This is a genomic window from Humiphilus diazotrophicus, from assembly GCF_059726315.1.
In genome coordinates, this window is record NZ_AP040870.1 from 4,484,890 (window position 1) to 4,497,616 (window position 12,727).

Annotated in this window: 8 protein-coding genes and 1 tRNA gene; 6 read left to right on the top strand and 3 right to left on the bottom strand. The window is 50.9% G+C overall.

The annotated features are described in order from the left end of the window. Positions 1-2 precede the first annotated feature (2 nt). From AC6I7T_RS19030 to AC6I7T_RS19040, 3 genes are all read right to left on the bottom strand, one after another. The gene (locus tag AC6I7T_RS19030) at positions 3-1,145 is read right to left on the bottom strand and encodes a DUF7544 domain-containing protein (protein ID WP_497789067.1); all 1,143 of its coding nucleotides are present in this window, start codon (positions 1,143-1,145) and stop codon (positions 3-5) included. Positions 1,146-1,305: 160 nt separating this feature from the next. Continuing rightward, a complete protein-coding gene (locus AC6I7T_RS19035; protein ID WP_497789068.1) occupies positions 1,306-3,084 on the bottom strand; it encodes a M2 family metallopeptidase in 1,779 nt (592 codons plus the stop codon). A 237-nt stretch (positions 3,085-3,321) separates the two neighbouring features. Further along, complete coding sequence (locus AC6I7T_RS19040; RefSeq protein ID WP_497789069.1) at positions 3,322-4,272, bottom strand: metallophosphoesterase family protein; 951 nt, start codon at positions 4,270-4,272, stop codon at positions 3,322-3,324. Positions 4,273-4,493: 221 nt separating this feature from the next. Between AC6I7T_RS19040 and AC6I7T_RS19045 the strand changes: the two genes are divergently transcribed. The 6 genes from AC6I7T_RS19045 to AC6I7T_RS19070 all read left to right on the top strand — a co-directional run bounded on the left by AC6I7T_RS19045 (position 4,494) and on the right by AC6I7T_RS19070 (position 12,698). Then, positions 4,494-4,570 (top strand) — tRNA-Val (locus AC6I7T_RS19045). A gap of 457 nt (positions 4,571-5,027) precedes the next feature. Next, complete coding sequence (locus AC6I7T_RS19050; RefSeq protein ID WP_497789070.1) at positions 5,028-6,761, top strand: type I restriction-modification system subunit M; 1,734 nt, start codon at positions 5,028-5,030, stop codon at positions 6,759-6,761. Then, positions 6,758-7,783 carry a PDDEXK nuclease domain-containing protein gene (locus AC6I7T_RS19055; RefSeq protein WP_497789071.1) on the top strand — a complete coding sequence of 342 codons (1,026 nt, stop codon included), beginning with the start codon at positions 6,758-6,760 and terminating at the stop codon, positions 7,781-7,783. Before AC6I7T_RS19050 ends, AC6I7T_RS19055 begins: the two co-directional genes overlap by 4 nt. Next, a complete protein-coding gene (locus tag AC6I7T_RS19060; protein WP_497789073.1) occupies positions 7,783-9,138 on the top strand; it encodes a restriction endonuclease subunit S in 1,356 nt (451 codons plus the stop codon). The genes AC6I7T_RS19055 and AC6I7T_RS19060 overlap by 1 nt, the downstream gene beginning before the upstream one ends. Beyond that, entirely contained in the window at positions 9,135-12,284 is a 3,150-nt protein-coding gene (locus AC6I7T_RS19065) for a type I restriction endonuclease subunit R (protein WP_497789074.1), read from the top strand. The genes AC6I7T_RS19060 and AC6I7T_RS19065 overlap by 4 nt, the downstream gene beginning before the upstream one ends. Before the next feature lie 36 nt (positions 12,285-12,320). After that, positions 12,321-12,698 carry a hypothetical protein gene (locus AC6I7T_RS19070; protein ID WP_497789076.1) on the top strand — a complete coding sequence of 126 codons (378 nt, stop codon included), beginning with the start codon at positions 12,321-12,323 and terminating at the stop codon, positions 12,696-12,698. Positions 12,699-12,727: the final 29 nt, after the last annotated feature.

Sequence of the window (12,727 nt, forward strand, 5' to 3'; positions counted from 1 at the left end):
TACTATCCCAATAACGGCGGAGCAATATCCGGTGGCGGCGTCGGCGGCAAAGAAGTTTCTGCTGTCGTGGCTGCCGGAGCCGGAGAACCATAGACGATAGTTGTTACTTCTGGATAGCGGGTCGAAAGCCATGTAAGCGCATACGTCTGCTTGAAGATTCCTCCCAATCCTAATCCTGCGGCAATTCCACCCAAATAGAGCACAAGCCAGATTCCAGCAGCCATAACCGCATAGGCAATAAACAGGAGTTGTCCTCCTGAACCAGTGCTCCACAACGAGTGGTATAGAACTGCACCTATCAGGACGCCCAGAACTGCCAGGATCACCATCGGAATCAAAACGACTAGAGTGGCAGCCCACTGGAAGGCCGTTCCCAACAACATGCGCAAAAGGACGTAGAGCGAGGTCTCGCCCGGCTCGCTACGAAATAGGCTAAAGAGTCGCCGGAAGCAGGTCTCAATCGGAGCATCGGTAAGGCCCATTGGTGGCAGCATCAAATCGCGAACGAGGGCATCCGTCACGTAGGCGAATATTCCCAATCCCATCATGATTGCGAACAGGGGGAAGAAGATGCTGAGGACTTTAGCAGCCGATTCCGGTTGCGAAGGATCGATGCCTCGCATTATGTGTATGCCCCAGGGAACAAGTGGGCCGGCAACGACGGTAGCTACGAGCAGCACTCCGACTGATAGGAGAATCGTCAGTCCGAAATAGCGCCAGGATTGACGTCCATATTTTCTCCAGCCTTCTCTGCAACTGCCGTGCCCATAAAGCACCCAGTCCATCACGACAAATCGCAAGCGGCAGATGAAGTACAGCAGAAGAGTAGAGACTATCAACACACCAATCCCGCATATCACGGCTATCGTGCCAATGAACACCTGAGGATTGAAGCTACCGCTGGGTAGTGCCTGGTCTCCCCTGTGTTGGGGCATGCCTCCCATTACGAACATCTGAATGATCTGCATGGGAATAGCAATGATCATGCTGAAGTAGCTGACCTCTGCGAATCCGGCAAGAATCGTCTGTTTCAGAAATTTGCCCAAGAAAAACGGCTTTGTCAGAAGAGAAAAAGTTCGTCTAAAAGCTGGACCAATAGCATCGACCGCCGTGATGCGATGTGAGCTGGATGGAATGGATGCCATAACTTTCCTTTGCCTTGAAGAGTAAAGGATTGGCTGAGGGAGAGGAAGAGGAAACAAGGGAGGGCGATGATCAGATGCCGAATCTCGTTACCCCATCCTTCCGGTTACAGCTGAATCGGAAGAATGGGGGACCCGAGAGCACTGCTGTATCGAAAGGTACTTATTTAGCCGTCAATGGATCAGCCGGAATCGTCCAGCCGACTTTTTCTCCACGGTTCTGTTCTTTCAACCAAGTCAACAACGGCTGGAAGTACTCAACCATGGCCGAGGCATCGGCTTTATCTTCGCCGGTCATAGCCTTGAGTGCTTCAGGCCATGGTTTTGACTGCCCTAATTCCAGCATGGCATTCAGCTTTGCACCGGCTTCCTTTGAACCAAAGAAGGAACAGCGATTCAGCGGTCCTGTGTAACCGGAGGCCTTGCACATCGCACGATAGAACTGGAACTGATAGATACGCGCCAGGAAGTAGCGTACATATGGAGTGTTCCCCGGGATGTGATACTTCGCGCCTGGATCGAAGTCAGCTTCCGAACGTGCGACCGGAGGAGCAACGCCCTGATACTTCTCGCGCAACTGCCACCAGGCCTTGTTGTAGTCCTCCGGCTTGACCTGTCCGGAGAAGACCTCCCAACGCCACTTATCGATTAGCAAGCCGAAAGGCAGGAAGGCTATCTTGTCCATTGCCGTACGCAGCAATAGCGGGATATCTGCTTCTGCCGGTGGGATCGTGTCGATCAATCCGAGCTTCTTCAGATACTCGGGAGTGATCGCAAGTGCAATGGAGTCTCCGATAGCTTCGTGGAATCCGTCATTCGCACCATTGCGGAAGAGGAAAGGTTGATGGCGATACGCCATTTGATAGTAGTTGTGCCCTAATTCATGGTGAACAGTTACGAAATCGTCTGCCGTGATGTGAATGCACATCTTGAGGCGGACATCCATGTCGTTGTCCACATCCCAAGCCGATGCGTGGCAAACCACATCGCGATCGCGTGGGCGGGTGATCATTGACCGCTCCCAGAAGGTATCCGGCAGTTGTTGGAATCCGAGGGAGTGGAAGAATCCTTCGCCGTAGCGCACCATCTGCTTGGCATCGGTATTACGAGCAGCGAGTACTTTGCCGAGATCGTAGGTTGCAGGTGCAGCAGGAGGAGCCACGATGTCGTAGACATTGCCCCACTCCTGAGCCCACATATTACCGAGAAGATGTGCCGGAATCATTCCATCAGGACGTTGTGCGGCAGCACCATATTTTTGAATCAGACGATGGCGGACATAGGTGTGCAGTTCCAGATAAAGAGGTTCGACTTGTTTCCAAAGCCGCTCGATATCGGCAGAGAAAGCATCGGGCGGCATGTCGTATCCTGCACGCCATAGCGCTCCCGTGTCGGCAAATCCAAGCTCGCGTGCACCTTGATTCGACAGTTCGACAAAACGCGAGTACTGCGGACGCATCGGGGTGCCAACTTTATGCCAGCCGGTCCAGAGATCTTCGAGCTCTTTGGGATCGCGGCTCTTGGCCATACGAACGTCGATTTCATCGATCCCTATGCATTTGCTCTTGTCGCTGTCCGGGCAGTACTTGCCGCGTCCGTAACTGGCATCGAGATTCGCTGCAACCTGAGTCAATTCGGAGCGCAACTTCGGATCGGAAGGCGCGGGCATCGAAAGTCCCAGCTTGAGCAGCAAAAACTTGCGGGCCAGATCGGGAGGCAATTGCAGCCCTTCAAACTGCTTGGACTCGTTTACCAATTCCGTTTGCCGGGCAATCAGACGCTCGTTCTCTTTCGCTGCCACCAAAATGGAATCGTCCGTAATATAGGTGGCCTGTACCCAGGCCGCACGTGCAGCCAAGTTCGCGAGGTCAAGCAGTTCGGCTTCTGCCCGGTCCACAAAAGCCTGGGCATCCTGAACGGTAGGTTTTCCTATGTGAGACATGGGAGGCTTTGGCTCCTGTTGTGCATAAATATTCGAGGCGGAAAGGAGCGCCGCGGTAGTGAGGATTAGGAGTGACCGTTTCTTCATTGCGAAGGCAGTGTAACCCAGCGGGAGGGGAATTTGCCTTCAATCCCTACTAAATTGGGCGAAGTTCATTATTTGAGGATGAAAGCGCCGCCCCTTTTATCGATAAGGACATGGGGAGGCACTTTTCTCCTCGCTGTCTTAAGCATTTGCCTAACCGACGGTCTGCAACTTGTAGGGACTGCTGTAGTGCGTTCCCCACTGTACGAGGTCGGAATTTAGGAATCGGATGTTGTGCGCAGCGGGATCGTACTCGATAAGCATGTAGGCATTGGCATCGTAGCGTGTCGATGCGACAGTGTAGTGCTGTGGTCCATAGCTATTCTTGAAATCGATCCATCGATGCACGTGTCCCGAGAGGACCAGAGGAATGCTCTCCTTGTATTTCTGCAGCAAGGAATAGACCCCATATTGACCGAATTCAGCCGATTTCACAGCCATGAGCGGATAGTGCAGGAAGACAAAGGTGGGCCGTTGCTGGCGTAGCTCAGCCTCAAACCAGTTCAGCTGTTCCTCTCCAAAGGAGCCGGAGGACTTGTTGTATTCGGGCGAATTTTTGTCCCAGGTGGCTCCCAGAAAATTGTTCAGGTGAACAAACTTCACGCCCCGGTAATCGACGGAATAGTAGGGCCTGGTATTGAGCTTTGCCTGAAAGAGTTTATGGCTCATTTCGCGCGAGACATTGGGGACACCGTAATCATGGTTTCCGAAGCCGACATGTATGGGCATCTTGAATCCATCGGTGATGGCCTTTGCTTTATCAATGCGGGTGGTATGGCTGAAATAAAAGTCGTAGTCCGTCGAGGGATAGTTATGAAAATAGTCGCCGATTACGAAGACCTGTTCTAGGGCTGGATTCAAGCTGTTAAGCAGATCTCGGGCTGAAGTCAGCCTCTCTGAGGAATGAAGAATGCTCTCTGTGTCTTCGGGACTGTTCTCCGGTCCTTTATAAAGTTCGTCGATGATGTGCGTGTCTGCGATTGCGCCGAAACGGACGACTTGAGTCGAGGCAGATAAAGCACCTTCCGCCCAAAGCTGGCGAAGCAGTGTTGATCCGGTAGCGAGCGCGGCGAGGCGTCCAAATTCACGTCGAGTAAAGTTCATCGTCTAAAACATCCTGGCAATCGGAGATGCTATGAAGTGTAGTCCAACTGGACTACAGAAAGATGAACGCAGAATAGAAAAGCTTGCGCGGCAGCTGCACTAGATCCAGGGCCAAGACGAACGAGGAAATCTTGGCATAAAGCTGATTTAAAAAGATTTACCTGGGCTTGCCGAGATCCACAAAAAACCTGATACAATCGATCTTGTTGTTCCTTCCACGCAGGCGCGTAGCTCAGTTGGTTAGAGCGCTACCTTGACACGGTAGAGGTCGTTGGTTCGAATCCAATCGTGCCTACCATTCCCAAGAGATGATTTCCTCGATAAGTTATCGAAGCTAATCTACTATTCCTCCTCTTCCGTCTTTGTCTTAGAATTCCTGGCATTTTTCAATCGAGGCATTTCTGCCTATGGCGATACCGCGTAGCTATATCCACGAGCCATGAAGCCCGAAGCCGCTTTTCGCCGAAGAAAGCAGCACTTAAAGCATTTCCCGAAATACTGTGAACTTTCCAAGTAGGGTGAAGAGCGGCTTTCTTTCCACCCCAGCAAACCAAAGACAAGTTTGCTAGGGACCCCGTCTTTGGCGGAAAGCCGCGCCAACTTCTATTGCTTCGGGCTACATCTTTTCGGGAAATGCTCTATGCCGATCTTTGATCGCACATGGTAACGCCGGAATTGCTGTAGCTCCATGATTTTCAAGCGCTAAGATAGGGAGTTCAACACAATTCATAGCGTCTATTGGAAGTTTGTCGATCATGAGCCTTTCCTCTTTTATCTGGGCCGTCGCGGATCTGCTGCGCGGCGACTATAAGCAGTCTGAATATGGAAAAGTGATTCTGCCTTTTACCGTGTTGCGCCGCTTGGACTGCGTGTTAGCAGGAACGAAACAAGCTGTTTTAAAGGAGCAGGAGGCACGGAAGAAATCGGGGATCAATCCGGAGCCATTCTTGCTACGAAAGGCGAAGCAAAGCTTCTATAACGTCTCCGAGATGGATCTGAAGACTCTCATGGGAGATCAGGACCATATCAAGGAGAACCTGTACAGCTATATCCAGGCTTTTTCTCCCTCGGTGCGGGAAATCTTCGAGCGCTTCGACTTCTATACGCAGGTTGACCGCCTGGATAAATGCAATCTGCTGTATCAGGTCGCCGAAAAGTTCGCTGGCATCGATCTGCACCCGGAGACGGTGAGCAACACCGAGATGGGAACGGTCTTCGAAGAGTTAATCCGGAAGTTCTCGGAAATCTCGAACGAAACAGCCGGAGAACACTTCACGCCTCGCGAAGTCATCCGCCTGATGGTCAACCTGCTCTTCGTCGAAGACGATGAAGTCCTGTCGAAGCCCGGAGTGGTTCGGAATATCTACGATCCGACAGCAGGCACCGGAGGCATGTTATCTGTTGCCGGAGAATATCTGGCGGAACATAACCCCCAGGCGCGCCTCACCATGTACGGACAGGAACTGAATGATGAGTCCTACGCCATCTGTAAAGCTGACATGCTCATCAAGGGACAGGATGTAAACAACATCGTTCCCGGGAATACTCTTTCCGAAGATGGACACCCGGGCGAAGTCTTCGACTATATGCTCTCCAATCCGCCCTTTGGCGTTGAGTGGAAGAAGGTCGAAAAGGTTGTTCGTAAAGAGCATGAGACGCAGGGCCATAACGGACGCTTTGGCCCGGGGCTTCCGCGAGTAAGTGATGGCTCCCTGCTCTTTCTTATGCACCTGCTCAGCAAGATGCGTCCGGCAGTGGAGGGCGGCAGCCGCTTCGGCATCGTTTTGAATGGCTCGCCTCTCTTCACAGGAGGCGCTGGCAGTGGGGAAAGTGAGATCCGCCGTTATGTTCTGGAGAACGACCTTGTCGAGGCCATCATCGGGCTGCCGACGGACATGTTCTATAACACCGGAATCTCGACCTATATCTGGATTCTCTCCAATCGCAAGCCTGCTCATCGCAAAGGTAAGGTGCAGTTGATCGACGCCAGCAGCTTCTGGCAGAAGATGCGTAAAAGTCTGGGCAGCAAGCGCAAGGAACTTAGCGAGGAGCACATAGACGAGATTACCCGGATCTTCGGTTCGTTCCGCAGGGTCACCAGAGACGGAGTTCCTATCAGCCGTATTTTCAAAAACGAAGAATTCGGCTATCGGACCATTACCGTCGAGCGTCCGCTACGGGATGAGAAGGGCAAGGTTGTCCTCTCGACGAAGGGGAAGAACAAAGGCGAGCCGCAGCCCGATCCAAGCTTACGCGACACAGAAAACGTGCCGCTCAAAGAAGAAGTAGAAGTGTACTTCGCGCGTGAGGTCTTGCCGCATGTACCCGACGCCTGGATCGATCATGACAAGACCAAGGTTGGGTACGAGATTCCCTTCAATCGTCACTTCTATGTCTTTAAGCCGCCTCGTCCTCTGGAAGAGATTGATGCCGAACTGAAGACTGTCACAAACCGCATTCTCGAAATGCTGGGAGGCTTGTCGGAATGAGTCCCAAACGGTCGCTTCCATCGAAGTCTTCCCAGGACGAAGAGTTTGCTGAAATCGTCCGTCTGATTGAAGCTGCGCGGCAGAAGGCGCTCAAGAGCGTCAACACCACACTGATCGATCTCTATTGGCAGATCGGAGAATACATCAGCCGCAAGATCGAAGCCTCTGAGTGGGGGGATGGAGTCGTTCCACAATTGGCCAGCTATATTGCCCGTACCCATCCCGGCCAACGGGGCTTTACTCGCCCGAACCTCTTTCGTATGCGCCAATTTTATGAGGCGTATCGAAATGAGCCAATCGTCTCGGCACTGCTGAGACAATTGCCTTGGACGCATCACCTCATCATCCTGGGACAGAGCAAGCAGCCGGAAGAACGGGAGTTTTATCTCCGGTTGGCGATTAAAGAACAGTGGTCGAGCCGCCAATTGGAGCGGCAGTTCAAGAGTGGGCTCTTTGAGCGAGTGATCTTGACCCCGCCAAAAGTCTCAGCGGCGCTGAGACAAAATCATCCCGAAGCAGTCAGCATCTTCAAGGATGCATATGCCGTCGAGTTCCTGGGCCTTCCAGCGATTCATTCGGAAAGAGATCTGCATCTTGGCTTACTGCATAAGCTCAAGGATTTTCTCCTGGAGCTTGGCAGGGACTTCTGTTTTGTTGCTTCCGAATATCCCTTGCAGGTTGGTGGAAGAGATTTTGCTCTGGATCTCTTGTTCTTTCATCGTGGGCTAAATTGTCTGGTAGCGATGGAGCTTAAAGTCGGACAATTCGAGCCGGAGCATCTCGGTAAGTTGGAGTTCTATCTGGAAGCTATAGATCGAAATGTGAAGAAGGAGCATGAAAAGCCTTCTATCGGTTTGCTTCTTTGCGCCAGCAAGGATGATGAAGTTGTGGAATATGCTCTTAGCCGTTCGCTGTCTCCAACCCTAATTGCGGAATATCAAACTCAGCTTCCAGATAAGAAGCTTCTTCAGGCTAAGCTTCATGAATTTTATCTCCAGAACACACCGAAAGAGGATCAGTAATGAGTTTTCCTAGATATTCAAAGTATAAAGATAGCGGTGTGGAGTGGTTGGGTGAGGTGCCGGAAAATTGGAAAATTATGAAGCTTCGATACCTTGCCGAGAAAATTGGGAGCGGAATTACTCCGCGCGGGGGCAGCGAAGTCTATAAAACAGAGGGGATCATTTTTCTCAGAAGTCAGAATATTTACGATGAAGGACTCCACCTTGACGATATCGTTTATATCACCCCTGAAGTTGATGAAGACATGTCCAATAGCAGGGTCAGGGGTGGAGATATTCTTCTAAATATAACTGGAGCTTCTCTAGGTAGGACATGTTTGGTACCAGATGAATTGGGTCCAGCAAATGTGAATCAGCATGTATGCATTATTCGTCTAGCATGTTTGAAAATGCGAAGTTACATTTCGTATGGAATGCAATCCAGTGTTGTTAAAGCTCAAATTGGTTCTCTACAAAATGGTGCAGCACGCGAAGGCCTCAATTATGAGCAAATTAGTCGATTTAGTTTGGCTATGCCTTCAGTGGATGAAGAGGCGCAGAAGATCGTTGATTTTCTATCGGTGGAGATCGGTAAAATTGATGCCCTGATCGAAGAACAGCAGCGGCTGATTGAATTGCTGAAAGAGAAGCGGCAGGCCGTCATCTCCCAAGCTGTCACCAAAGGGCTGAATCCCAATGTTCCGATGAAGGATTCTGGTATTGAGTGGTTGGGTGAAGTTCCTGTGCACTGGGATTTTTCTCGGCTGAAGGACTGCTGCTATGAGATCGTTGATTGCAAAAACAGGACTCCAGATGAGGATTTAGATGGAGAGTATTTTGTAGCCAGGACAACGTGTGTGAGAAATGGATCGTTTGATAGATCTGGTGGCTATCTTACGGATGAAAAGAGCTTCCTCGAGTGGACACAGAAGGGACGTCCTAAAGATGGGGATGTACTCTTTACCAGAGAGGCTCCTGTAGGTGAAGCGTGTTTGTCTCCTAAAGATTTAATGTTTTGTCTTGGGCAGAGAATGATGTATCTGCGCCCTAATCGGAATAAGATTCTGAGCGATTATCTCTTACATAGTATTTATGGTCCCCTTATTCGAGAGAAAATTGATTCCAAAGCAAAAGGAAGCACAGTTGGGCATCTGCGTGTTGGAGAGGTCGGAGAACTTCCTGTTCTTCTGCCACCGCTGAAAGAACAGTGTTCAATAGGAGATTATCTCTCGAAATCATTAAGTAAATGCTCAAATTTAATCAATGTAGCCAATCGGGCAGTTGAACTGCTGCAAGAACGCCGTACAGCCCTCATCTCGGCAGCCGTAACCGGAAAGATTGACGTACGCAATTACGGAAAGAAAGGTGCGGCATGAGTTTGCATAAGGAGATCAGCTTCGAAGAAGAGATTTGCGAGCATCTAGCGGATCATGACTGGCTCTATGTCGAAGGCGATACAGCTCACTACAACCGTGAATTAGCGCTGTACTCTCCAGATGTTCTAGCCTGGGTACAAGAGACACAGCCGCAGGCTTGGGAAGCACTTACTCGGAATCATGGCTCTAAAGCAGGTGAAGCCCTGTTGAGCCGCTTACGCGAACAGATGGATCTGCGCGGCACTTTGGATGTACTACGTCACGGCATCGAGATGATCGGGCTTCGCCAGAAGCTCCTCTTTGCGCAGTTCAAGCCAGCATTGGAGATGAATCCTGAGATCCTTGCTCGCTACACTGCGAATCGGTTGCGAGTGGTGCGTCAGGTCAGGTATTCCCTCCAGAATGAGAATTGTATCGATCTGGTCCTCTTCCTGAACGGGTTTCCGATGGCGACGGTGGAATTGAAGACAGACTTTACCCAATCTGTTGAAGACGCCATTGATCAATACCGCTTTGATCGGCTGCCCAATCCCAAAGGTCTGCCGCATGAGCCGCTGCTCTCCTTTCCATCCGGAGCTTTGGTTCACTTTGCTGTAAGCAATGCGGAAGTATGGATGACAACCAAGCTACAAGGAGTGGAGACACGCTTCCTTCCCTTCAATCAAGGGAATAGAGGCGCTGAGGGAAATCCTCCCAATCCAAAGGGTGGACATGCGACAGCTTATCTATGGGAAGAGATCTGGGCTCGCGATAGCTGGCTGGAGATTCTTGGCCGGTATCTTGTGGTGAAACGGGATAGCAAAAAGCAGATTCAAAATGTCATCTTCCCCCGCTTCCATCAACTGGACGCTACCCGCAAGTTAGTCGCCGATGTGAGTGAACATGGAGCAGGAGGCAGGTATCTTATCCAGCACTCCGCCGGTTCCGGCAAGACAAACTCCATCGCGTGGACTGCACATCTCCTGGCAGACTTACACGATGCGCAACGAGTCAAGGTCTTCGATTCTGTTCTGGTAATCTCGGATCGCAATGTTATCGATCAACAGCTTCAGGAGACTATCTTCGATTTCGAGCGCACCTCCGGCGTTGTCGCCTTGATCAAAGGAGAAAGCGCCAGTAAAAGCGGAGAACTGGCAGACGCGCTTTCTGGAGCTAAGAAGATCGTTGTTTGTACAATCCAGACCTTTCCTTTTGCCATTAAGGCCGTTCACGAATTAGCTGCAACGCAGGGCAAGCGTTTTGCCGTAATTGCCGATGAGGCGCATAGCTCCCAGACCGGAGAAGCGGCCTCCAAGTTGAAGACGGTTCTTTCCGCAGAAGAGTTGAAAGAAATTGCCGAAGGTGGCGAGGTTAGCACGGAAGATCTGCTAGCGGCGCAGATGGAGACCAGGGCAAAGGCTAGCGGTATTACCTACGTTGCTTTTACGGCTACGCCAAAAGCCAAAACGCTGGAGATCTTTGGGCGTCGTCCCAACCCCGAATTGCCTACCGGAGAAGGGAACAAGCCGGAGCCCTTTCATGTGTACTCCATGCGCCAAGCGATTGAAGAAAAGTTCATTCTCGACGTCTTGCAGAATTACATCTCCTACAAGCTGGCCTTCAAGCTCTCACATGAGGGAAAAGAAGTTGACGGGCACGAGGTTGAGCGCAGTGAGGCCATGAAGGGCATCATGCGTTGGGTGCGCCTGCATCCGTACAACATCTCTCAGAAGGTGCAAGTCGTTGTCGAGCACTTCCGGGAGAATGTCGAGCCTCTGCTCGCCGGTCATGCCAAGGCGATGGTGGTGGTAGGTAGCCGCCTGGAAGCTGTTCGTTGGCAACTGGCTATTGAGAAATACATCCGGTCAAATGGTTACAAGATCTCCACACTCGTGGCCTTCTCTGGCGAGGTAAAGGATTTGGAATCCGGGCAAGATCCTTTTACCGAGACGAGTGCTGCGCTGAATCCCCGTCTGCGTGGACGGGATATGCGGGAAGCCTTTGCTACCGATGAGTACCAGATTCTTCTGGTGGCCAACAAATTCCAGACCGGCTTCGATCAACCTTTGCTCTGTGGCATGTACGTCGATAAGCGGTTGGCGGGTATTCAGGCTGTGCAGACCTTATCTCGATTGAATCGAGCCTACTCCGGTAAGTTTGGAGTGAAGGACACGACTTTTGTCCTAGATTTCCAGAACGATCCGGCGGAGATTCTCTCTGCCTTCAAGACCTATTACGAGACAGCGGAACTGGAGAGCGTCACCGATCCGAATTTGGTCTTCGACCTGCGCTCCAAACTGGATGCTTCCGGCCATTACGACGATTTCGAAGTGAACCGCGTCGTAGAGGTGGAACTGAATCCGAAATCGAAGCAGAGTGAATTGATTGCCGCTCTCGATCCTGTACGCGAACGGCTGATTCGCCGTTATAAGCAAGCGCAGGAGAGACTCCGCGCAGCCAAGGCTCTTAAGGATAAACAGGCAGAGTCCGAAGCCCACGATGAGTTAGAAAGCCTCATTCTCTTTAAGAGGGACATGGGTTCCTTTCAGCGTGTCTACACCTTTCTGGCGCAGATCTTCGACTATGGGAATACCGATATCGAAAAGCGCTATATCTTCTTCAAGCGCTTGTTGCCTCTCCTGGAGTTTGGCCGCGAGCGGGAAGTCATCGACCTCTCGAAGGTCAAGCTGACGCACCATGCCTTGAAGAACAAAGGCAAGCAGCCGATGATCCTCAATCAAGGAGATCAGCCGAAGCTCCACCCGATGGTGGAAGTAGGTTCCGGTTCTGTCCAGGAAAAACAGAAAGCACTCCTTGCCGAGATCATTCAGCGAGTAAATACGCTCTTCGAAGGCGACGTTACAGATAACGATAAGCTCGTCTATGTAAATAACGTGATTAAAGGGAAGTTGCTGGAGTCCGATGTCCTGGTGCAACAGGCAACGAATAATACCAAAGAACAATTCTCGAACTCTCCGGACTTAGCATCGGAAATCATGAACGCGATTATCGATGCGTTTGAGGCTCATACTCTGATGAGTAAGCAAGCTTTGGATTCCGATAAGGTTCGCAACGAACTCAAAGATGTCCTTCTTGGACCTGCTCAACTGTATGAAGCGTTGCGAGCACGTGGAGAGGCTGCAAGACCAGGAGATCTGCAGGGATAATGGAGCAGCACTTATAGAACTAGGGGTCTGAGAATTATGAAAGACGTTGCTGAGTCAAATGGTGATTTTCAAAGCGTGGTTACTGTTGCTGCGGGATATCTCGGAATCACTTGGCTCCTGCTAAAAACCACATTGATTCAGACTGAGGTAGCACGAATTTATTCGTTCTGCGTGTACGGCATACTTGTTCAATGCGCATTCGCTGCCATATTTCAGGCACAGCAGAAGGCCCGGTGTAAGCAACTCAATTTCAGTCTTTCGAGATTTCCCTTTGTGAAGGCTAAAGATGATGTCGTATTGACGATTCTGAATTGTGTCATGACTATGATCTTGTACTGCATACCATTAATGGCTTGGGCCGGATGGATGGCAGCAACACATCCCAACGCCAAGATACATCCATTCTCTTTCTGAAATCCGCAATCTTGTCGGTGTGCTTCTGT